Origin of the sequence: Martinezella miluonensis (genome assembly GCF_900094545.1) — a bacterium.
Taxonomy (GTDB): Bacteria; Pseudomonadota; Alphaproteobacteria; order Rhizobiales; family Rhizobiaceae; genus Rhizobium; species Rhizobium miluonense.
Genome location: NZ_FMAH01000027.1, coordinates 54,817 through 76,320, shown reverse-complemented (window position 1 = coordinate 76,320; position 21,504 = coordinate 54,817). Strand labels below are relative to the sequence as shown.

Sequence of the window (21,504 nt, the reverse complement as noted above, 5' to 3'; positions counted from 1 at the left end):
CGTTGCTCATGGCCTTAACGGACCGCGCCCTGACCGGTCTCTTTGGTCATCGATACGATGCCCTGGTAGTTCGGGTCGGGCAGGTTTTCATAGGCCGGGCCGAAATCCTCGACATAGACGAGATGCGAGACCAGTCCTTCGTTCGGCACGAGGACGTGCAGCTTGAATGCCGGCGGCTCGTTGATGTTCTTGAAGATCCGCACGTCGCCGACCGGAAGGTTCGCGGAACAGACGACGGACGGCGTGACGGAAACCAGCGTTCCTTTCCAGAGGCAGTCGAGCGAACGGTGCAGATGACCGCAGAACACACGGACGATCTGTTTGTTGGCCGCGACGATCTCGCCGAATTCCTCGACGCCTTCCTTCAGGCCGACGGCATCGTAGACGCCTGCATTGAAGAGGAATGGCTGGTGATGGAACATGATGATCGTCGCAACATCGGGACGTTCCGCCAGACGGTCGCGCAGATAGGACAGGCGCTCGTGGCAGAGGCCACCCTTGCCTTCGCCTTCGATCAGGGTATCGAGGCCAATGATCCGAAGATCGTCGTGCTCAACGCAGAACTGGACGAAGTCGATGCCCTCGGCTTTCCGCTCCGGGAAAACCTCAAGGAAGTTGGCGCGAATGTCGTGGTTGCCGAGCACCATGTGAACCGGAAACGGTAGGGCCTCGATCATGGTTTTCAGCCGTCGGTATTCCCCGACCTGTCCGCTGTCAGCGAGATCGCCCGTGATGATCATCATGTCGGGACGCGGCGTCATTCTTGTAACGCGGTCGAAGGCCTGCTGGGCCATGGCGGAATAGTCCATGTTGCCGACAGCAAGAGGCGCACCTTCTTCACGGATATGGATGTCGCTGAGATGGGCGATAATCATTGCTCTACCTTGATATTACTGGGGTCTAGCCCGATCGATGTGTCGAGGGGCGATCACATTGGTCTTATGCTCCGTCGAGAAGCCCGCTAGGCTCTCGACGGAACAGGTTTGTTTGATGCCTTACGTTCCGATGTTGAGCGGACCGAAATCCATCATAGGCGTCTTGTGCGGCACGAAGCCGACGTCGCTTCGCATGCCGTAGAACATCGGGGTTTCGTGCAGGATGGAGCTTGGCGGATCGATTTCGGCGAAGATCTCCAAGACCCTGCGGTGCAATTTCCGGCGCTCTGCGCGATCGGTCATCGTCAAAAGCTTCTGGCCGATCTCGTCGAATTCGGCGTTGGACCAGCTTTTCGCCAGGAAACGGATAAAGCCGTTCGGACCGTAGGTCGTCCAAAGCGAGCCCATCAGGTCGGGGTAAAGCGAGGTCACGGAACCGTTGAAGATCGCAAAGTTGGGCTGCGCATAAAGCTGTGCGTCATTCTCGACGACCTTGAGCTGCACGTTGAGGCCGACGGCCTGCCACATCTGCTGGAGCGCCTGTGCAGTGTCGATCTCGGCCGTGTAGTAGCTTTCCTTCGTCCGGTACTCGATCGGCTCACCCTTATAGCCAGCTTCTGCCAGAAGCTTCTTGGCTGCTTCCGGATCATAAGCGGGCTTCGGGAAGTCCTCGATATACATATCACCGTAGTTGTCCCACTGGAAACCGCGCGGAACGCCGACCAGTCCGCCGAACAGCTGCTCGGTGATTGCCTGTCGGTCGATCGAGAGATCCAGCGCACGCCGGATTTTGGCATCCTTCAGCGGTCCGCCAAACGTTCCGTAGTTCAGCGTGCGGATGTTGTTGATCGCACCGCCCACAACGGTGAGGCCATCACGCGCCTTGATCGACGGCATCTGGTCGGTGGTCACCTCGGTGATGATCTGGACGTCGCCGGCGGCCAGCGCGTTGACGCGCCCTGCCGCTTCCGGAATGACCTTGAAGGTCAGCGAGGCGAAAGGCGGCTTGCCACCCCAGTAACCTTCATGCGCCACCAGGCGGATCCGGTCGCCGGCAACGACCTCAGCGACCTTGTAAGGGCCCGTCCCAACGGGAGCGAGAGCCCACTTGTCCCAGTCGTTGGTCTTCTTGAACGCACTTTTCGAAATGATCTGGCTCGCCCAGTTCGCCATTCTGGATTCGAACAACGGATCCGGCTGCTTCGTCACGAAGCGGACTGTGCGCTCGTCGACGGCAGTGACACTCTGCAGACCGCTGAAGAACTGGCGCGAGAAGCTGACGCTTGGCAGACCGTCCGTCAGCATCCGCTCCGGTCCGAACGTGAAGGCGACGTCCTCTGTCGTCAGAGTGGATCCGTCATGGAACAGTACACCCTGGCGGATTACGAAATCCCAGGTTTTGGCGTCGATCTGCTTCCAGGAATCGGCAAGACCCGGCACGAGGCGATCACCGTTCTTTCGGTCGATCCGGATGAGCATATCGTAGATGTTCGCCGTAACGCGATAGGTCGGGTTCGTGCCAAGACGCAACGGATCGAGCAGTGCCGGATTTACCTGCACACCGATGACGAGGTCTTTCGGGGCGGCCGCGAAAACGGCGCGTGGTGAAGCGAGTGACAGGAGTGACAACGCTGCCGTTGCCTTCAGATAATTTCGGCGTGAGATTCTCATGACGTCAGGTCCTGTAGAAGAGAGCACAAGTTGATGAGAGTTGGCATGCGTAGTCTCGCTGCGCCGTCCTTCACTGGATGGCACGCAAGGGGTGGATGCGAGAGGGCTTGAATGGCCCAAATATGCTTAGGCAGGTCTGATCGGCGGAGAAACCCGCCGACCACACCTGGATCAGGCCGCCTTCGCGGCGACCGGAGCGACCTCGAACAGCCTATCGGCCACGGCATCGCGGACTTCGGCGTCGTGGAAGATCCCGGCAATGGCTGAGCCGCGGGATTTTGCCTCATTGATAAGGGCGATGACCGTTGCGCGGTTGGTGGCGTCGAGCGATGCCGTCGGCTCGTCGAGAAGCATGATCGGATAGTCGATGATGAATCCTCGAGCGATGTTCACGCGCTGCTGCTCGCCACCGGAAAAGGTGGCGGGCGCGAGTGACCACAGACGCTCCGGGATCCTCAGCCGCTCCAGAAGACCTTTCGCTGCTGCTTCGGCGACATCGGCTGCAACACCATTGGCTATCGCTGGCTCCGTCACGACGTCGATGGTCGACACCCGAGGAATGACACGCAGGAACTGGCTGACGTAACCGATCGTACGCCGCCTGATCTCGACGACCTCCCATGGTTCCGCCGCGAGCAGGTTTGTCATCTGCCCTTCGTGATCCACGAGGATCTCTCCGGCGTCGGGCTTGTAGTTTGCATAAAGCGATCGCAGCAACGTCGATTTGCCAGCGCCCGACGGACCGTGCAGACACACACATTCCCCAGACTTGACCGCCAGTTCGATGCGGTCGAAGACAGGAAGAACCGCGCCGCCCTGCGTGTGGAGGGTAAACGTCTTTGAGAGACCTTTGGCATGAAGTCGAATTGTCAATGTTTCATTCCCCTCGTTCACACCTGCAGGACAGACGAGACAAGCAATTGGGTATAGGGATGATGCGGGTCGTCGAGCACCTGGTCGGTCAGGCCCTCTTCGATTACGCGGCCACGCTGCATGACCATGAGCCGGTCCGCGAGAAGGCGGACGACGGCAAGATCGTGCGTGACGATAATCACGGCAATCCCGAGCTCACGCACCAGTCCGCGAAGTAGATCGAGGAGACGAGCCTGTACGGAGACATCAAGGCCGCCGGTCGGTTCATCCATGAACACGAGGCGCGGCCGAGTCACGAGGTTTCGCGCGATCTGCAGGCGTTGCTGCATACCGCCGGAAAAGGTTCTCGGCTGATGATCGGTCCGGATGAGATCGATCTCCACCTTCTTCAACCAGTCCTGGGCTTCGGCCCGGATCTCTCCGTAGTGACGCGCACCAACGGCCATTGGACGCTCGCCGATGTTACCGCCGGCCGAGATTGCCATGCGCAGACCGTCGCGCGGGTTCTGGTGAACGATGCCCCAGTCGGTCCGGGCAAGCCGGCGCCGGTCGGGTTCGGACATGTTGAGGATATCCGTTGGGCCGCGGTCCTTCATGTCGTACATGATGCTACCACTATCGGGCTGCAAACGACCCGATAGCGAAGCAAGGAGTGTCGACTTGCCGGAGCCGCTTTCGCCGACGATGCCAAGAACCTCGCCGGGACGGATCGTGAAGGAGACGTCGATGCATCCCGGCTGGCTGCCGTAGGATTTCGAAAGCTTGGAAACCTCCAGGAGGGGGCGTCTCACCGTCTTTCGCAGGGTTGAATTCATCGCGCTCATTCCTGTCCCCCTTCAACGCCGCTCGTAGCCGCTTGCGCCTGCCGGGTGTTGCAAAAATCGGTGTCGGAGCAGACGAACATACGTCCGCCCTGGTCATCAAGAATGACCTCGTCGAGATAGGTGTCCTTGGAGCCGCAGAGCGAGCAGCACTGACTCCACGCCTGCACCTTGAACGGGTGGTCGTCGAAGTCGAGGTTGCGCACAGACGTGTAAGGCGGAATGGCGTAGATACGCTTTTCGCGGCCGGCACCGAAAAACTGAAGAGCCGGGTTGTTGGCCATCTTCGGGTTGTCGAATTTCGGGATAGGCGAAGGCGACATCAGGAACCGATCGTTGATGATCGCCGGATAGTCGGTGTTTCTCGCTATGTGTCCATAGCGGGCGATGTCCTCGTAAAGCGTCACCTGCATTGCGCCATACTCGGCATATGCATGCATCTTTCGCGTCTCGGTCTCCCTGGGCTCGATCATGCGCAAGGGTTCCGGCTGCGGCACCTGGTAGACAAAAATCTGGCCTTCATGCAACGGCGCCTCGGGCACGCGGTGGCGTGACTGAATGACGGTCGCCTCCGTTGTGCTCTCCGTTACCGCGACGTCGGTCACGGTCTGAAAGAACCGCCGGATGGAAACCGCGTTCGTCGTGTCGTCGGCGCCCTGGTCGATGACCTTCAAGACGTCAGACTTGCCGATGACGCTCGCGGTAACCTGAATTCCGCCCGTTCCCCAGCCCTGCGCCAGAGGCATTTCTCTTGCACCGAACGGAACCTGATATCCCGGAATGGACAGGGCCTTGAGCAACGACCGTCGGATCATTCTCTTGGTCTGTTCGTCGAGGAAAGCGAAGTTGTAGCTATCGTCCTCGTGGCGGTCGTCGATATGGCTGGTTGCCTGAGCACTCATTCCGCAGCCTCCTTGATACCTTGTGCCGAGCGGCGTTCCTCGAATTCGGTCCTCATCTGACGAACGAACTGGAGATCGGCCTGGAAATCCACGTAGTGTGGAAGCTTGAAGTGAGAGACCATGCCGTTGCCATCGACGTTGTCTGTGTGTGGCAAGACGAACTCTTCGTCCTGCGCCGGGCCTTGGACGTCCTCACCCAGTTCCCGGGCGCGAAGCGCGCGGTCGAGGAGACCCATGGACATGGCCTTGCGTTCGTTATGACCGAAAGAAAGACCGTAGCCGCGCGTAAATTGAGCGGCCTTCTCGGAGCTTCCCTTGAAGCGCGCGACCATCTGGCATTCCGTAACCGTGATGTCGGCAACCTCGATCGCAAATCCGAGTTCTTCCGGCTCGATCTCGACGGTGATGTCTCCGACCCGGAGCTCACCGACGTAAGGGTGGCTGTAGCCGTATCCACGGATCGTGGAGTAGGCCAGACCAAGAAGAAAACCTTCGTCGCCGCGTGCCAGATTTTGCAGACGCTGATCCCGGCCGGCCGGAAATTTCATCGGCTGGCGGGTGAGGTCGAATACCTCCGTCTGGCCGTTGTCCGTCTCGGCCTCGATCACGCCTTCACCGTCGAGGAAGTCGATGACACGGGGCATGTCGGCGGGAACTGGTTCCTCGGCAGTTTGAGCCGCAGCACGGGTTTCACCTTCGGCGGCGAGCGTGAAGTCGAGCAACCGATGGGTGTAGTCGTATGTCGGGCCGAGGATCTGTCCGCCCGGAACATCTTTGAATGTCGCGGAAATGCGACGTTGGACGTCCATGCGCGCTGTATCAACCGGCTTCGACACTGCCAGGCGCGGAAGGGTCGTGCGATAGGCACGAACCAGGAAGATCGCCTCCAGCGCGTCGCCCTGAGCCTGTTTCAAGGCGAGGGCGGCCAGATCGGGATCGAACACCGAGCCTTCGGACATCACGCGGGCCACCGCCAGCGAAAACTGCTCTCGTATCTGGTCGAGGGTCAATTCCGGAAATTCCGCACTGCCACGCCGCGTCTCCGACAGGAGCTTGTGGGTATTCAGAATGGCCTGTTCGCCACCCTTTACTGCGACGTAACTCATGCGACGCTCCCGTCTTCGAATTCGACATGGACTGTCCGCGGGAGGGCGATCATGGCATTCCCACAGGTGAACACGGCATCGATGCCGCGCGGATAGAGCTCTCGATTGAGATCCCAGAGCGACCAGAACCAGGATGGAAGCCCTGCGATGGCCACCTCGATACTTCCGTTAATACCGGGTCCGGCCCAGGTTGTTTTGGGACCTTCAACGAGCGATGGAACCTGGATGACGAGGGTCGTCGAGCACTCCGGGTATTCAATCTCGCCAGCATGAAATGCCGTCAATGAAGGCATGCTCTGGGGATCAGTGATGATTGCGAAGGTTGCAGCGGTTTTGTCTTCCACAGTTGGAAGGCCGCAATGGAAGCGCAGCCAGCTCGCGGCCTCATCCGATTGCGTCTGAAGCCAGACCGAGGTTTCGAAGTCCATCAATGCCAGGCTGAATGCCGAGGTCGCCGTATTGAACGGTGTAGGCCCGTCCAGCTGCTGACCGATCTCAAACGGGCGGCCAGCGTAACCGAAGGCGTTCATCGCCGACCGAAACACTTCCTGAGAGTCTGCAACGGGTTCGGCAAACCCTGCCTTGAGGCCGCCTGTGGCGTTCTTGGAAAGAGCGTGCGCAGCGGTGGTCATGCGAATTCTTCTCCCCGAGCGACCGTAAAGAACTCGACCTTCGTGGCTGCTGCTTTCTGACGGACGGCGAGACGCCGCATCTCGGCCTTGAGGCGAAGTGGCTCAATGACCATCGACAATATTCCTTCGCGGCGGTCAGGCTGCTGAAGAAGGGCGTCAACGATCGCAACCATCTCGGCCTTTCGCTTGTCGCGGCCCTGGACATAACCATGGCCGACCGTACCGTCGGAAAGGCGGATCGATGCACGGGCTATCGTCATCTCGCCCAGATTGAATACGGTCCCCGTTCCGCCGGCACGACCACGCACCATGACGAGGCCGACATGCGGCGCGCGGAGGCGTTCGAATTTCACGTCGGAGACGATGCCGTTGGCCAGCGCCTCCAGTTCTCCCTTATGGGCGCGTGACATCACGCCCAGCCACGCGGATCGCTCCGCGGTGGCAGCCTGTTCGTTTTCCATATGAGATCTTGCCTTCGTTTAGTTTCCGGGGGCCTCAACGGTTCCCTACATGTATTGGCGGCCCGCCACCCAGACGTTCTTGATAACGGGGACGCCGTCGACGAGACGGACACGCAGGAGATCAGCCCGCAGCCCTTCGGCAATGCGCCCACGATCGGTGAGATGGAGAAGTTCTGCCGGCGTGCTGGTCACCATTGCGATGGCTTTTGCCAATTCGACACCTCCATTCGCGATCTTGAAGGCCGCATGCAGCAAGCTCCCCGGCACATAGTCCGAGGTCAGCATGTCGAGCAGTCCAAGGTCCGATAGATGGGCGGCGCTGACATTGCCCGAATGGGAGCCACCGAGAATGATGTTCGGCGATCCCATGACGTTCTTCATTCCGACCGCCCTAGCGCGCTCGGCGGCGGCGACAGTCGTCGGGAATTCGCTGATGAGAATCCCGTCGTCTCGCGCCTCGTCCACGTCTGCGACAGTGGTGTCGTCATGGCTGGCCATCGGAATACCGCGTGCTTCGCAAAGCTTGCGAAGGGTGGCCCGGTGCCCCGGCACGATTTTGGCCTGCTGCTTGCGCCAGATCGTCATGTCGGATTCGAACTCTTCATCAGTCCAGATCCGCACGCCCTTCTTCTTGTACATTTCGCGGAAGCGAACGGTGTCATGCCACTGTCGCTGGCCCGGCGTGTGATCCATCATGCTGACGAGCCTCACTGCAGGGTTATCAATGTGCCGCTCGACCACGGACATGACGTTTGGGTCGCACAGTTCGCATCGAAGATGAAGGAAGTGATCGACCTTGAGCACACCGGCGGAACGCGCCTGCTCGATTGCCCCGATTGCCTTATCGAGCATCGCGCTACGCTTTCCGCCACTGTGAAAGTCGCCGATCGAGACAGAATCAAAGACCGTCGTGATGCCGCTTCCGAGAACCTGCCAGTCATGTCCAATCACCGCAGCGAGCATTTCCGGCCACTGAACGGTCGGTCGGGGATGCACGTGCACTTCGAGATTGTCGGTATGGATATCGATGAGGCCCGGCAGAAGGAAATCTCCTTCACAATCGAAACCGCTTTGATCCGCCTTTGCGTCCAACACTGTTGAGATCGCATTCCCGTCTATCGAGACCGAACCCGCAATTACCCGGTCGTCGAGCACAATCTGCGCGTTCGTTAGAAGCCTATTCATTATTAATTATTTCCTTCGTCAGATGCCGCAGGCGCGACCGCGCCTTCCTTTGTCGGGGGCAAAAATATGGTCACCCCGGCATTCACCAGCGCGTCGGCCAGTTCGGTTGGCGGAGCCTTGTCCGTGGCAAGGAAGTCGAATTCCTCGAGCCGGCGAACTACCTGGGCATCTCGACGGTTGAACTTGGCATGATCGACGACGAATGCGACCTGGTGTGACCGGTCGGCGGCTGCAGCGCCAATCACTTGATGTTCTTTGCTAGGGGCAAGGGCGCCGTAAACCGGGCTTATGGCACTGGCTCCCAGCAAGGATAGATCGAAGAGCCTACCCTCAAAATTACTAAGCACCTCGTATCCGTCTAGCGCTCTGGATCGATGATGGATCACTCCACCAAGAAGGTTGACTGTGCAGCGCGTTGACGCTGCGACGGTGAGGCCGATATCGATAGAGTTGGTTGTGACAGATAGCTTCTTGTCGCTGCGGGCGATTTCCTCCGCGACCAGCAGCATCGTCGAGCTCACGCCTAAAAAGACGTGCATGTCATCTTCGAGCAGTGCCATTGCTGCTTTCGCGGCTAGCATCTTTCCTTCCCGATCAACCTCCATGCGCTCGGTGAGCGGACGTCGGGCAGTGACGTCGAATGTTCGCGTAGGCACTGCGCCGCCATGGACCCGACGAAGTTTGCCCGCTTCCTCAAGTGCGCGAATGTCCCGGCGAATGGTTTCGTTGGCAACCGAAAATCGCTTGGCGAAGTCGCCGACAGATACGATGTGCCCCTGATCAATCAGCGAAAGGATGCTCTGTTGGCGAATAGCGCCGATGCTCGCACCTTTTCCATTCTGTTGATCACGCTCCTCCATCGGAGACTCCTTCGCCGGGAATTAAATTCAATATGCGGATACAGCACGCAGATGACATGGTGATGACATTTGTGGCTTTGTGAACTTATGGTGTTCTTAAATGTTGCAATGACCACATTCTGACAAGGCTTTGCGAGGACCCTGGACTATTCCAGTTCGAACTTTGCTCTTGAAAATCAACTGTCAACACCAGCTTTTACGGGGTTTTTTCAGCAACGATGTATCGCTAAGGCGGCAGCCATCCTCGGGGTCACCCAATCGGCTGTAACCCAGTAATTCGCCAGGCGAGACCAAGGTATCGGAACGAATGTCGTTAACCGATGTGGTTGGGCCGGAGACCAAGCTCCATTCGTTGTGCGCGGAATCGGCATCCCTATCGGGAGATTTCCGGCGGGGTGTTGTCCGGGACAAATACCGGACAGGGAGAGACGGAGTGGCACTTGTCCGCAAGCATTGCGTGAATCAAAGTAACCAGCTGGCAAGCAGTCCGGAACCGCATCCAGCTAAAGATCGCCTTCGTCAATCAGAATTGTCCTCGAAATGCCGCCTGCACCGCTCCATCCAAATCCAAGAGATACATATCGAATTATTCGATGATTGTCATCTCTCTGTAATGAGGTGGCCCGATGGTTCGGCGTCGAACGAGACACCTTTTCTCAAATGCCGCAGCATTCACCAATCCCAACGTGTGTCCTAACGCTGGTCGCTAACTGGATAGAAATGGAAAACTATGCGAAATCTTACCTTTACGAGGCGCAGAATTCTGGGCGCCGGAGCAGCTGCCGGCTTGATGTCGGTGGCGGGTTTGCGCATCGCAGCAGCACAAGGAGCCGATCGACATACCCTTAAAATCGGCATGTCCGGCTTTCCTCCCGCCGTCGAACCAGCGCTCTATGTGCACACAGCGACGCGACGTATTGCTCCTCAAATGTTTGATACATTGATTGCCTTCGAGCAAAATGAATCCATGGCACTGCGTCCGGCGCTAGCGGAGCGCTGGGAACGCATCGATGGAAAGGCATTGCGCCTTTTCCTGCGTAAAGGCGTTACCTTCCATGACGGCAGCCCTTTCACATCGGCAGATGTCGCATTCTCGCTTAGCCCCGAGCACCTGTTAGGGCCAGGCAAGTCCGGCAAATCAACGGCGATGCAGACGCTCGACACAATCGCTCGCGTCGACATAATCGATGAACATACCGTGATTGTTTATGCAAAAAATGATGATGCACTTCTCGAAAAGCGTCTTGCATCTTGGGGGGCCGAGATTGTCAGCAAGAGTGCGTTTGACGCAGCGGGTTCTTGGGACAAGTGGATCTCCGCACCTATTGGAACCGGCCCATATCGGATCGTGCGCCAAAAGCTTGACGTCAATGTGATCCTTGCTTCACATGACCATTATTGGGGCGGACACCCACCGTTCGCAGGAATTGAATTCAGAGTGATCCCGGAACTTGCCTCCCGCGTGAATGCGTTGTCGGTGGGCGAAGTCGACTTCATTACCGACGTTTCGCCAGACACATTTGCAGAAATTGCGAAAAAGACGAACCTTGAGGTTGCCGGTGGCGCAGTCCAGAACATCCGGTTCCTTACTATTGATAAGACTGATCCTATCTTGTCGAAGGTTGGCGTTCGGCGCGCCCTTAGCCTTGCACTCGATCGTAAGACATTCGTCGAAGCGCTGTGGCAAGATCGGGTACCGGTACCGAATGGCTTCCAGTTCCCAAGCTTCGGCGATGGCTACATTAAAGATTTTCCGGCCCTCGCCTACGATCCGGATCTTGCCCGGCAGCTTCTCAAGGAAGCAGGCTATAACGGCGAGACGATCACGTACAAGCTGTTGAACGACTACTATCCCAATCAGCTCATCGGCGCGCAGACGATGATCGAGATGTGGCGCGCGGTCGGTCTCAAAGTCGAGATTCAGATGATGGAGAATTTCGGGCAGGTCCAGACCAAGCCCGTCCACGCCATCTACGATAGTTCTTCAACAGCGATCTTTCCGGACATTCTAGCGCATGCATGGCGTGAGTTTGGACCGAGTGGCACGTCACCACAGGTGGGTATCTGGAGCAATCAGGAGTTCTTTGATCTGGGGAGCAAGCTCAAGGCAACCGCGGATGCACAGGCTCGCCGGGTCCTTGTCCGCAGAATGTTGGAAATCATCGATCGCGATGATCCACCCTGTATCATTCTCCATGGGTCGGGCCAGTTTTACGGCAAACGTAAAGATCTCGCGTGGATCCCGGGGCAAACCCTCGATCTTAATTTTGGTCCCTTCAATCCCGCGTATTCCAAAACGTAACCAAAGCGCTGGTATGACGACGGACGGGCTTTCATGATGTTGCATGCTGCAAGTGACGATTTTGGTCTTGATGACAAGACTCTGCTCAGGATCGGACAGGAGCCGCTGGTCGAGATTTCCAATTTGGCGATCGACTTTGAAGGCGTTCGTGTCGTCCACGACCTCAATCTCTCGATACGAAGGGGAGAAACTCTCGGAATTGTGGGTGAGTCCGGTTGCGGCAAATCAGTGACGTGGCTTGGCGCGCTGGGGCTTCTGCCAAACAAGGCCCGTATCGCCGGCAGCGTCCGATTGGAGAAACAGGAGCTTCTAGGTGCTTCTCCTGCGGTGCTCGATCGGATTCGCGGTGGACGTATTGCCATGATATTCCAGGATCCTGCCAGTTCTCTCAATCCGGTGATGCGAATTGGTGATCAGGTCGCAGAAGCGATCGTGCTTCACAGAGGACTTTCGGGAGCCGCCGCCCGAGCGGAGGCTAAGCGTCTGTTTGAACTAGTAGCCATTCCAGATGCCGCGCGCAGATTGGATGCTTACCCACATGAACTATCGGGTGGGCAAAGTCAGCGGGTCATGATTGCTATGGCTTTGGCCGGTCAACCCGATGTTCTCATTGCTGACGAACCGACGACCGCACTTGATGCGACCATCCAAGCCCAAATTCTCGACCTCCTCGGTACTATCCGCCGTGAAACAGGTATGGCAATCGTCCTGATCAGCCATGACCTTGGGATTATTTCGGAGACATGCGAGCGGATAGCTGTGATGTATAGTGGACGCATTGTCGAAGCGGCCCCGTCTTCTGCTTTGTTTGATGAGCCGCTTCATCCGTACACACAGGGGCTTTTGGCCGCATTGCCTCCGTTGGAGGGAGCGCGGCGTCGGCTGCAGCCAATTGACGGCCAAGTTCCGATGCCGGCTAATTTGCCTCGAGGTTGTGCGTTTGCTCCCCGCTGTAAGCAGCGTGAAAGCGCCTGCGGAACGGCCGTTCCGCCTTTGATATTGGTTCGGCCGGGCCGCTTCGTTTCGTGCATCCCAGCGACGAGCGCCTCACAAACGTTTTGCTGAGATAGAAAGACATACTGCAATGAATGATATCACCCTTGAGCTGCGTGACATCTCACGCCGTTACGTGACGCGCCAGGGCTTGTTTGGACGACCGATAGAAGTATCAGCTGTCGATGCCGTTTCACTCGTTGTTCCGCGAGGACAAACACTCGGGATTGTCGGCGAATCTGGCTCAGGAAAGTCAACGACGGGTCGCGTCGCGCTAGGCCTAGAAAAGCCTGATGGCGGCGAGGTTCTCTTCCAGAGCAAAGCCCTTCCTCCGATCAATTCCTCCCCTTGGCGGAGGATGCGGCGACGTATGCAAATGATCTATCAAGATCCTCTCGGCGCGCTTGACCGGCAGTGCACCATTTTACGCCAAATTCGTGAACCGCTTGATATTCACGGAGTCGACGATAGGAGTGAACGGGACGATCGTGCCTATGCCATTCTGAAGGCCGTTGGTCTCAACGAAGCTCATGGGCAACGTTACCCGCACGAACTTTCCGGGGGCCAGCGCCAGCGAGCTGTTCTTGCGCGAGCACTTATCACGCGACCTGAGCTTCTCGTCTGCGACGAGCCGGTGTCCGCTCTGGATGTTTCAATACAAGCACAAGTCGTCAATCTTCTTGTCGATCTTCAAGAGGAACTAAACCTCAGCCTGCTATTCATCAGCCATGACCTGAAGGTGGTACGGCATATCAGCCATAGGATGGCAGTCATGTATCTTGGGCGCATCGTCGAAAGCGGTGACACGGACACGCTTATTTCAGCACCTGCTCACCCTTACACGCAGGCGCTTGTATCTGCAGTCCCAGTACCAGGAAATCACAAGCGAGAGCGCGTGATCTTAAGTGGCGAGCCACCCAATCCAGCAGCACGACCGTCAGGCTGTGCCTTTCACCCTCGCTGTCCTGTCGCTCGTTCGCAATGTCGAAGCGAGGCTCCTTCGCTTCAACACCATGGCGAAGGCCACCTCATCGCCTGCCACGTTGCAAACGAACGATTGGCTCGATCAGAGGGCCGGAACTGATGCTGTTTTTCGCAGTCACTCGCGTCGCCCGCGCCGCTCTAACCATCATCCTTGTCATTACATTCGCTTTTGTCGTCCTTCGGATCTCAGGTGATCCAGCGATCAGCATCATGGGTGAAAATGCATCTCCCGAGGCAATGGCTGCATTCCGCCGCGACTGGGGTTTGGATTCACCTATTTGGATTCAATATCTGCGGTATTTTATCGCTATATTTCATGGTGAATTCGGCCAATCCATGCGTGGGGGCGGCCCGGCGCTGCAATTGGTCCTTAGTCGTGTACCTGCGACATTGGCTTTAACATTGCCCGCGCTAATCCTTAAGGTTGGCATCGGGATTCCAGCAGGCGTCTACGCTGCCTTGCATCGCGACAGTCCCGTTGACCGGACGGTCATGACGGCTGCTGTCGCGGGCTTCACAATTCCAAGCTTCATCCTCGGACTTGGTCTTGTTCAGATTTTTGCGATCCAGATGAGGTGGCTGCCGACTGGCGGAAGTGACGGGTGGGCAAACATCATCCTGCCAGTTCTCACCTTAGGCATGGGCGGTGCCGCCGTGCTTGCCCGTTTCGTGAGAAGTGCCACGCTCGAAGTACTGGGGCAGCATTATGTCCGCACGGCAAGCGCCAAGGGCGTGCCGTGGTCTTCCGTCGTATCTCGTCACGCTTTACCGAACGCGGCAATACCCACAATAACGATCGTCGGGTTCATGGTTGGGAACCTCATAGCGGGCTCGGTCGTGGTCGAAAGCGTATTCTCGTGGCCAGGGATCGGGAATTTGCTGGTTGTATCTGTGGCGTCGAGAGACTTGGCAGTCGTGCAGTGCATTCTCTTGTTCGTCGCTGTCACCATGGTCGTCTCCAATCTCACAGTGGAGTTTCTCTACGGGCTGCTGGATCCGCGGCTAAGCAATGCCATGTCCGCGCGGGAAAAACAGTCATGATTACATCTAAGAACACCGCCGTCCCCCGCGACGTCGAGCCATTGTCTGCAAGCGAAGCGGAGAGGACAAAAGGAAAGGGGGCCCCTCTCCTCGTTCAACTCGGTATCGGCTGGATTATACTCGTCGTCCTGGTAGCATTTGCAGCCGATTATCTGGCTCCATATTCCATCACCGCAATTGATTTGCGCAATCGACTGGCTACGCCATTCAGTGCGGGGCATTGGCTGGGTACTGACGAACTTGGTCGGGATGTCCTGTCGCGCTTGATCATTTCAATCCGCATATCTCTGTTGGTTGCTTTTGGCGCAACACTGATATCGGCAAGCTTGGGTACCGCACTCGGCTTCGCAGCCGCTCATTTCCGCGGAAAGGTAGAGCAATTCATCCTCATGCTGGCTGATTTTCAGGCGGCAATGCCGTTTCTTATTTTGTCTTTGTCGGTCCTTGCATTTTTTGGCAACGCGTTGCCGCTCTTTATCGGCCTTATGGGATTCTATGGTTGGGAGCGCTACACACGGATCGCCAGAGGCCTGGCGATTTCGGCAAGCGGTCAGGGCTACGCAGGCGCAATTCGACAATTGGGAGCCGGCCCCATGCGCGTCTATTTGTATCATATTCTCCCCAATATAGCCTCGACGCTCATCGTTTCGATGACGCTCACATTTCCGGAGATCATCCTCATGGAGAGCAGTCTTTCCTTTCTCGGACTGGGGGTGCAGCCACCAATGACGAGTCTCGGGAATATGGTCGGCTATGGTAGGCAATTTATGACGCGCGCACCCTGGATCATATTTGCTCCGGCCACCTTAATCGTTACGACGACACTTGCCGTCAGCCTATTGGGGGACTGGTTGCGCGATCGACTTGACGGAAGTTTGCGATGATCAACTTGGTAATTCCGTCGCACATCGTTCGGCCCATGTTTCACGGCTCCTCAGAAGAACTCTTAAGCCTAGCGATTTAAACTTCATATCGGCAAATGAAACTGAGGACGCTGCTCGTCGGCAGTGCCCCGGCATAGCTCAACGGCCGCACCTAACCATGTGGAAATCGATCTATTTTTTGCGATCAGAGAACAGGGTCATCCGGGAGTTGTAAAATGCGAGTGATTGTCATTGGAGCTGGGGCGATCGGCTGCTCCGTTGCCTACCATCTTGCCAAAGAGGGTGCGACGGTTACGGTTGTTGACCCTGAGGGTCTCAGAGCGGGAGCCACTCTCACCAGTTTTGCTTGGCTGAACTGTCATGACAAGAAGCCGGAGGATTATTATCGGCTCGTGATGCGTGGCAATCTGGCGCATCGCGAGCTTGGAGAGGAGATCGGCCATGCAAATTGGCTGAGGCTCACCGGAGCTCTCGAATGGTGGCCGGCTGATACTCAAAAGGCCAAGGACCATTCTGTCCGGCTCAATCGCCTGCGGTCATATGGACACCCTATCGAGATTCTAAATGCTGATGACGTCATCAGTCTCGAGCCCGATGTCTCCAGATCAAGCCTGGAAGGCTGCGAAGCCGTCTTTTACCCTACCGACGCCTCTGTTGACACAGTCGTATATCGTCACGTGCTCATGCGTGAAGCCGAGCGTCGCGGGACGCGTCTTATCGAAGCACGAGTTCATAATCTCCTGGAGCGTTCAGGGCGCATCGTCGGCGTCAGGCTCGACAATCGAAGCGAACTGGAAGCAGATTATGTCATCAACTGCGCGGGCTGCGCGATAAATACGGTCGGCGCCGAACTCGGGCATGCGGTGCCATTGGAGTGGAAACCGGGAATGACCGTCATAACGGATGTGAGCCGAAACAATGTCAGCAGAATTATGAAGGCACCCGAAATCTATATCAAACCTGAGCGTGCCGGCCGCCTGCTGTTGCACGCAAAGTCCGCCGATCTAACATTGAAAGACATCACGGCTTTTGATGCCGGTGAGGCAGGCGCCAGGCAGATTGCAGCACTCGTGGAAAACGTCCTTCCAACGGTTGGCGGTGTGAAGATCACTGCGATCAGGATTTCGGTGAGACCCTACCCTGCCGACGGGATGCCGGTATTCGGGCCATTACCCGGCATCGAGGGTTATCATGTCGCAGTCACGCATTCGGGAATTTCGTTGAGCCCGCTTATCGGACAGGCCGCAGTGGAGGAAATACTGTACGGCAGAACTTCGAAGGATTTCGAACTGTTCCGGCCAACGCGATTTTCTCATTCAGCTCCATCCGCCACATGAACCAACGAGCTTGTCGCGGTTCGGACTTCCACTGCGTTCAGTGAGCGTTCCGGATGAAAGATCAACCAGGAAGGCTTTTGTCCCAAGCGATCTAAAACCGTTATCTGCCGCAGGACAGGAATCGGCACTTTCGATTTGGATATTACTTCAAGTTCACAACCTCGAGACGATTGATCGAGGGCCAATAACACGACGAATGCCGTTCCCATCCAAAAGCTTTTTGAAAAGGTAGCGGATATAAGAACGGCGACCCATCTCTCCGAAGCGACTATCATGCAAAAAAACCATCATCAGTTCCTCGAGCAGCCCTTCGACCGGACCAAGTATTCGTCTACCAAGTTGCCCTTCCAAAGCCGCAGTGATTCGAGACATCGCGCTGGCGCTCCAGTTTACGCATCCGTTTCGCGAGTCTTATGCGATGCGCTTAGAGGCGTTCGAAGCCCGTTGGGGGGCGTGCCGCAAGGCGCCTCTTTTTGACGAAATCCAGAGCCCTGGCAAACACCGGTATCTCAACCTCCAATCGTCTGCTTGCGGATGTCTATAACGGTTCTATAGAAGTCGGGTGTCACCGGAACATAACCGTTGAAGTCTCCGCCAGCGATAGCATTGAAACATTTCGCGTCGCTCTTGGGCAAAGCAAGAAAGAAGTCCGTCAACTTCTTTTTCCATTCTTCGCCCAGAGCAGATCGTACCACCAGCGGACCATTGGGGATCAGAGGCGAGCGCCAGACCTCGACGAGTTGAGACGGATCAACCGAGCCCTTCGACACCATCTTGTGGAAGGTGTCTGAACTGTATCCATCTTTGAAGTCACCGATACCAGAGGATCCATCGACTGAGACGTCGACCTTTCCGTCGTACATCGCCAGAATGTTGTTTTCGTGCCCGCCGTTGAACTGGGTCGACGCGAAGAATTTGTCATTCGGCATACCGGTGGCTTTGGGGATTTGGGTAAATGGAACCAGATAGCCAGACGTAGAATCCGGATCGGCATAGCCCAGCTTCTTGCCTTTCGCATCCATGATCGTCTTGATCCCGGAGTCCTTACGGGCAAGACCAATTGAATAGTAACCTGTCGAGCCGTCTGTCTGCTGGTATGTCAGGAACGGGGTGACCGCATTCGGATTTTTCAAATAGATGGCTGCGTAACCCGAGGCTCCAAGCTCAGCATAGTCCAGCGTGCCGCCGAGCAACCCCTGGATGACGCCATCATAATCGGCCGCGGGGTACAAGGCGACCTTTTCGAAGCCAAAATATTGCTTCAGGTGATCTGCGAGGCACGCGAAATTACGCAAGCGGTCCGGCTCGTTCTCACCGCCGAGGATACCGACACGGAATTCCTTGAGATCGGCGGCTTTTGAAGCTGACGCCAAAGCAAGAAGCGTGGCCGCGATCAGAACCACTTTTTTCATCATTTCTCTCTCTCTCTCTCTCTCTCTCTTCTGTTTGCTAAGTTTGGGATAGCTACGACTGGACAGCCACATGGGCTCTCGCCTCATCCTGCTTTGCACGGCCCCGACCATCGGTACCAAAAGGCGTACGGGCGGCGATCTTGCGATCCGAGTTGGCGACAGGTCGGATCGCTCGGGTCTGAATATGATTGCCCCGCACGAACTCTGTTCTCGCAGTGTCACTGGACTCCGGTGCGCTGACGTGTAACCTCCCCTGTATTGTCCTTCGAGAGCCTTTTTGCTTTTCATCCATGACAAGGCAGTTACAGGCATATGGACGCTGCATGATGAAAACTGGGGAACTTCAAGAGCACACCATGCGGCTGGAAAAGACGCTCGACGAGGCTGTGCCCTTCCGAAGAACCTTAGCCGTCCAGCTGCAACTCACTCAGGAGCAAAAATGATGATTGCGAGCCACCAGAACGCCCATTCTCTACGTGGAAACAGGTTCATTTGGCAGATGATCAAGGACGAACTCCTCAAGGAAGTTCAGACCGGTGAGCTAAAGCCAGGTGAAAAAATCCCCACTGAAAAGGAACTCGCTGCGCGCTTTCAAGTGAATGTCAATACCGTCCGGCACGCTCTTGCGAAGATGCAAGCGGCTGGTGTTCTGCGGGGTGAACGCGGAAGTGGGATTTACGTGAAAGAGGATACTCTGCGCTATCCCATCGGACGTACGCAACAGCAGAGTGTTGAGCTGCAGCGGTTGCAGCGGCCAAATCTACGTCAGTTTCTTGGAGCCAAAACCGTACGCGCTCAGACCGAACTCGCCTCTGCCCTTCAAATTCCGAGCGACAGTTTCGTTAGAAAAATCGAAACTCTGACTTGGGTGGAGACACGACCTTTTTCGTTCGCTACCTACTACTACCCTCTCCCCCGGTTTCACGGCATTGACCTAAAGATCAGGGAGTACGGTTCGATCACTCGATCACTGAAGGATTTCGGAATTTCCGACTACAGGCGGCTACAATCCGTGATCCGGCCGAAGGCTTTGGGCGCACGAGAGGCAAAGCTCCTCAATCAGAAGAAATCGAAACCGTCATTGATGGTAAAGCATATCAATGTCGACCTTAACGGAGCGCCAATTCAGGTTGGCATTTGCATCGAAGCAGCTTGGGTTGAGCTTCTCGTACAATTCGAAGACGAAATCATGGAATCAGTCAAGACGCCAGCGTAGGATCAATATCATAAGGCCAGATGGTCGTCGTCATTTCAAACTGGCATCAATTGACATTCTGCGCATCATTGGCAGGCGCACGACACCTGTTGTTCATCATGTGGAGTCGGTACCTTTTGCAGTGCGCTCACTGGTACGGACAACGCTTGACAAAATAGCCCATTCCCTCCGCCGCGGCGTTATGCCTGAATGATCCTGGCCCGCGTTCTCCGCTCCTGGCTTCGCCAAGTTTATGAATAGCCGGGATATATGGGCAGATATGAGACTTAGGCAGAATCGCCTATGCCATCGGCACTCAAACTGAAATCACCTCTTCGAACTGCCATCTGAGCCCGGTGAAATCTCCGGTCTCGCCTAGGCTTCGCTTCCTCATAATGTTTGTGGATGTGTGAAAGGCCCAGCTACGCTGGGCCAATCCTCGGATGGGCGATCGGCTTAGTATATGACCGATAACTTCAAATCAGAAGGTTCTCTGAAAGCGCAGCATGCCGGCCCAAGTGTCCTTGTTAAGCACGTCATAGTTGACATAAGTGATTTCCGGCTGGACCAGCAGATCCTTTACCGGACTCCACTTGATATTCGTCGTCGCTTCGAAGGTTTTGAGATCATCGTAAGCGAGCTGAAGGTTCCATTTGAGCTTATCGTTAAGCGCAACGCCAACGCCACTCCAAACGGCCCAATCACCCCATCCAAGGCCGGCACCATTGGCGGCGGCATATTTGTTCAGCTTATCGCCATCAGTATTCCAACCGCCCATGAGGAACGCTTGAACGTTATCGAACTTAGCGTCGAGACGGCCCTTGATGGCACCTTCCTCAACGATTGAATCATACCCGCCAACAACCCTGAACCCAAACGTGTCGGCAGTGTAACCTAAACCACCAACGATGTCAGGAGCATAGTGATTGGAGCTGTTCTCGCCGTTCGCCCCAGTCGCGCCGGCGCCGGAGTTGCTGTCTTCCAATGAGATCACAGCTGTGAAACCGTTGTGGGCATCGTATTTGTATGTGATCTGATTTAACTCGGTCGTGGCAAGGCTAAAATCGATTACGTCGTCATTGATAACGTCTCCAGCGCCGCCAGTATAAGTGGCGAACTGGGAATCGGCCTTTCCAATGAGGAATCCACCGAGGGTGATATTTGCCCACAGGAGTTTTGTTGTCGTTGCACCGCCTTCCTGCCAGTCCCAGCGATAGACCGTGTTGGTCTTAAGGGGGCCGTATTCAGTGTCAGTTGAGGTATCAACGGAGAGCTCGGCACGAGTATGCCAGTAGGTCCCGCGGGCACCTGCGGTCTGGCCAGCCACGTAGGCGTTATACCAACCGCCTTCCGTACGAACACGGCCGCCGACTTTGAGGCAGGTTTCCGTGCCAGGAATGAAGAAATAGCCTTTGCCATTCTCATCACAAATACGAACGTACTCTAGCGGCTCCGGCTCTGCCCCGACGATTGCGTCAGCTGCGTGAGCACCGGAAACAATTGCCAGTGCTGCTCCGGAGCTAAGAAGTAGGCTCTTTATGGTCATAATAACTCCAATTCTAATCTTAATTAGGCAATGAGAATTCGCGTCGAGAAATCGACGTGCCCCACCCCAGCCTTGTTTACAGATCCCTCATTGGGGGAAAGCGAGTAGAGTCTCGCTTCCGCGACAACCCTAGAGAGCGGGGTTTCAATGAATACGACAGTAAAACGAGCTTCATCGAATAATTCGATATAAGCCCACGCAATATGCGATGGCGATCCCATCCCTCGGGGAAGCTGACACACTTTCGTGCACGATTCATAGAAGATGGCGGCCGTTCGCCGGATCGACACTATGGACGCTTGTAACTAAAAGACGCGACCTGCCAGAACGAAATAGGAGGGCGCTTACCCCTGGTTCGCTATGTCAAAGCTCCGCTGCAGAAAGGCTTTGAAAGCTTAGTCTCACTCATGCAGTTGCAGCGAAG

19 protein-coding genes and 1 pseudogene are annotated in these 21,504 nt (G+C 56.2%); 8 read left to right on the top strand and 12 right to left on the bottom strand.

Annotated elements, in window-relative coordinates:
* Positions 1-14: 14 nt before the first annotated feature.
* The 10 genes from GA0061102_RS20595 to GA0061102_RS20550 form a co-directional block, all read right to left on the bottom strand.
* Complete coding sequence (locus GA0061102_RS20595; RefSeq protein ID WP_092852698.1) at positions 15-875, bottom strand: phosphodiesterase; 861 nt, start codon at positions 873-875, stop codon at positions 15-17.
* Positions 876-995: 120 nt separating this feature from the next.
* Positions 996-2,546: an ABC transporter substrate-binding protein gene (locus GA0061102_RS20590; RefSeq protein WP_092852696.1), complete on the bottom strand. Its 1,551-nt coding sequence runs from the start codon at positions 2,544-2,546 to the stop codon at positions 996-998.
* Positions 2,547-2,717: 171 nt separating this feature from the next.
* Positions 2,718-3,419, bottom strand: coding sequence for a phosphonate C-P lyase system protein PhnL (gene phnL / locus GA0061102_RS20585; protein WP_092852694.1), 702 nt, complete (start codon positions 3,417-3,419; stop codon positions 2,718-2,720).
* 17 nt (positions 3,420-3,436) lie between these two features.
* The gene (gene phnK / locus GA0061102_RS20580; protein WP_092852692.1) at positions 3,437-4,234 is read right to left on the bottom strand and encodes a phosphonate C-P lyase system protein PhnK; all 798 of its coding nucleotides are present in this window, start codon (positions 4,232-4,234) and stop codon (positions 3,437-3,439) included.
* A 5-nt stretch (positions 4,235-4,239) separates the two neighbouring features.
* Entirely contained in the window at positions 4,240-5,142 is a 903-nt protein-coding gene (locus GA0061102_RS20575; protein WP_092852690.1) for an alpha-D-ribose 1-methylphosphonate 5-phosphate C-P-lyase PhnJ, read from the bottom strand.
* Positions 5,139-6,248: a carbon-phosphorus lyase complex subunit gene (locus GA0061102_RS20570; protein ID WP_092852688.1), complete on the bottom strand. Its 1,110-nt coding sequence runs from the start codon at positions 6,246-6,248 to the stop codon at positions 5,139-5,141. Before GA0061102_RS20570 ends, GA0061102_RS20575 begins: the two co-directional genes overlap by 4 nt.
* The gene (gene phnH, locus GA0061102_RS20565) at positions 6,245-6,880 is read right to left on the bottom strand and encodes a phosphonate C-P lyase system protein PhnH (RefSeq protein ID WP_092852686.1); all 636 of its coding nucleotides are present in this window, start codon (positions 6,878-6,880) and stop codon (positions 6,245-6,247) included. The genes GA0061102_RS20570 and phnH overlap by 4 nt, the downstream gene beginning before the upstream one ends.
* Positions 6,877-7,341: a phosphonate C-P lyase system protein PhnG gene (gene phnG / locus GA0061102_RS20560; RefSeq protein WP_092852684.1), complete on the bottom strand. Its 465-nt coding sequence runs from the start codon at positions 7,339-7,341 to the stop codon at positions 6,877-6,879. Before phnG ends, phnH begins: the two co-directional genes overlap by 4 nt.
* Positions 7,342-7,386: 45 nt before the next feature.
* Complete coding sequence (locus GA0061102_RS20555) at positions 7,387-8,526, bottom strand: alpha-D-ribose 1-methylphosphonate 5-triphosphate diphosphatase (RefSeq protein WP_092852682.1); 1,140 nt, start codon at positions 8,524-8,526, stop codon at positions 7,387-7,389.
* A gap of 2 nt (positions 8,527-8,528) precedes the next feature.
* Positions 8,529-9,386: a DeoR/GlpR family DNA-binding transcription regulator gene (locus GA0061102_RS20550; protein ID WP_092852680.1), complete on the bottom strand. Its 858-nt coding sequence runs from the start codon at positions 9,384-9,386 to the stop codon at positions 8,529-8,531.
* Between the two features lie 730 nt (positions 9,387-10,116).
* Between GA0061102_RS20550 and GA0061102_RS20545 the strand changes: the two genes are divergently transcribed.
* From GA0061102_RS20545 to GA0061102_RS34085, 7 genes and pseudogenes are all read left to right on the top strand, one after another.
* Entirely contained in the window at positions 10,117-11,688 is a 1,572-nt protein-coding gene (locus tag GA0061102_RS20545; protein ID WP_092852678.1) for an ABC transporter substrate-binding protein, read from the top strand.
* A gap of 33 nt (positions 11,689-11,721) precedes the next feature.
* On the top strand, positions 11,722-12,753 hold the full coding sequence (locus GA0061102_RS20540; RefSeq protein WP_245298081.1) for an ABC transporter ATP-binding protein: 1,032 nt from the start codon (positions 11,722-11,724) through the stop codon (positions 12,751-12,753).
* A gap of 19 nt (positions 12,754-12,772) precedes the next feature.
* Complete coding sequence (locus tag GA0061102_RS20535) at positions 12,773-13,765, top strand: ABC transporter ATP-binding protein (RefSeq protein ID WP_092852676.1); 993 nt, start codon at positions 12,773-12,775, stop codon at positions 13,763-13,765.
* Positions 13,765-14,706 carry an ABC transporter permease gene (locus GA0061102_RS20530; RefSeq protein WP_092852674.1) on the top strand — a complete coding sequence of 314 codons (942 nt, stop codon included), beginning with the start codon at positions 13,765-13,767 and terminating at the stop codon, positions 14,704-14,706. The genes GA0061102_RS20535 and GA0061102_RS20530 overlap by 1 nt, the downstream gene beginning before the upstream one ends.
* Complete coding sequence (locus GA0061102_RS20525; RefSeq protein WP_092852672.1) at positions 14,703-15,590, top strand: ABC transporter permease; 888 nt, start codon at positions 14,703-14,705, stop codon at positions 15,588-15,590. Before GA0061102_RS20530 ends, GA0061102_RS20525 begins: the two co-directional genes overlap by 4 nt.
* 215 nt (positions 15,591-15,805) lie before the next feature.
* Positions 15,806-16,927 carry an NAD(P)/FAD-dependent oxidoreductase gene (locus tag GA0061102_RS20520; RefSeq protein WP_092852670.1) on the top strand — a complete coding sequence of 374 codons (1,122 nt, stop codon included), beginning with the start codon at positions 15,806-15,808 and terminating at the stop codon, positions 16,925-16,927.
* Positions 16,928-17,119: 192 nt separating this feature from the next.
* Positions 17,120-17,404 (top strand): annotated as a pseudogene (locus tag GA0061102_RS34085) (hypothetical protein); the annotation flags it as partial.
* 32 nt (positions 17,405-17,436) lie between these two features.
* Here GA0061102_RS34085 and phnD read toward each other — a convergent pair.
* On the bottom strand, positions 17,437-18,342 hold the full coding sequence (phnD, locus tag GA0061102_RS20515) for a phosphonate ABC transporter substrate-binding protein (RefSeq protein ID WP_092852668.1): 906 nt from the start codon (positions 18,340-18,342) through the stop codon (positions 17,437-17,439).
* Positions 18,343-18,778: 436 nt separating this feature from the next.
* Between phnD and phnF the strand changes: the two genes are divergently transcribed.
* A complete protein-coding gene (gene phnF / locus GA0061102_RS20510) occupies positions 18,779-19,555 on the top strand; it encodes a phosphonate metabolism transcriptional regulator PhnF (RefSeq protein ID WP_092852666.1) in 777 nt (258 codons plus the stop codon).
* A gap of 460 nt (positions 19,556-20,015) precedes the next feature.
* Here phnF and GA0061102_RS20505 read toward each other — a convergent pair whose 3' ends face one another.
* A complete protein-coding gene (locus GA0061102_RS20505) occupies positions 20,016-21,080 on the bottom strand; it encodes a porin (protein WP_092852664.1) in 1,065 nt (354 codons plus the stop codon).
* Positions 21,081-21,504 lie beyond the last annotated feature (424 nt).

Bases quoted from the DNA above. Each gene is read 5' to 3' on its own strand.
- GA0061102_RS20540 (WP_245298081.1), top strand. From the start codon at position 11,722: ATGATGTTGCATGCTGCAAGTGACGATTTTGGTCTTGATGACAAGACT.
- GA0061102_RS20545 (WP_092852678.1), top strand. From the start codon at position 10,117: ATGCGAAATCTTACCTTTACGAGGCGCAGAATTCTGGGCGCCGGAGCA.
- GA0061102_RS20525 (WP_092852672.1), top strand. From the start codon at position 14,703: ATGATTACATCTAAGAACACCGCCGTCCCCCGCGACGTCGAGCCATTG.
- GA0061102_RS20530 (WP_092852674.1), top strand. From the start codon at position 13,765: ATGCTGTTTTTCGCAGTCACTCGCGTCGCCCGCGCCGCTCTAACCATC.
- GA0061102_RS20590 (WP_092852696.1), bottom strand. From the start codon at position 2,546: ATGAGAATCTCACGCCGAAATTATCTGAAGGCAACGGCAGCGTTGTCA.
- GA0061102_RS20575 (WP_092852690.1), bottom strand. From the start codon at position 5,142: ATGAGTGCTCAGGCAACCAGCCATATCGACGACCGCCACGAGGACGAT.
- phnK (WP_092852692.1), bottom strand. From the start codon at position 4,234: ATGAATTCAACCCTGCGAAAGACGGTGAGACGCCCCCTCCTGGAGGTT.
- phnF (WP_092852666.1), top strand. From the start codon at position 18,779: ATGATGATTGCGAGCCACCAGAACGCCCATTCTCTACGTGGAAACAGG.
- GA0061102_RS20535 (WP_092852676.1), top strand. From the start codon at position 12,773: ATGAATGATATCACCCTTGAGCTGCGTGACATCTCACGCCGTTACGTG.
- phnH (WP_092852686.1), bottom strand. From the start codon at position 6,880: ATGACCACCGCTGCGCACGCTCTTTCCAAGAACGCCACAGGCGGCCTC.
- phnD (WP_092852668.1), bottom strand. From the start codon at position 18,342: ATGATGAAAAAAGTGGTTCTGATCGCGGCCACGCTTCTTGCTTTGGCG.
- GA0061102_RS20505 (WP_092852664.1), bottom strand. From the start codon at position 21,080: ATGACCATAAAGAGCCTACTTCTTAGCTCCGGAGCAGCACTGGCAATT.
- GA0061102_RS20570 (WP_092852688.1), bottom strand. From the start codon at position 6,248: ATGAGTTACGTCGCAGTAAAGGGTGGCGAACAGGCCATTCTGAATACC.
- phnG (WP_092852684.1), bottom strand. From the start codon at position 7,341: ATGGAAAACGAACAGGCTGCCACCGCGGAGCGATCCGCGTGGCTGGGC.
- GA0061102_RS20520 (WP_092852670.1), top strand. From the start codon at position 15,806: ATGCGAGTGATTGTCATTGGAGCTGGGGCGATCGGCTGCTCCGTTGCC.
- GA0061102_RS20555 (WP_092852682.1), bottom strand. From the start codon at position 8,526: ATGAATAGGCTTCTAACGAACGCGCAGATTGTGCTCGACGACCGGGTA.
- GA0061102_RS20550 (WP_092852680.1), bottom strand. From the start codon at position 9,386: ATGGAGGAGCGTGATCAACAGAATGGAAAAGGTGCGAGCATCGGCGCT.
- GA0061102_RS20595 (WP_092852698.1), bottom strand. From the start codon at position 875: ATGATTATCGCCCATCTCAGCGACATCCATATCCGTGAAGAAGGTGCG.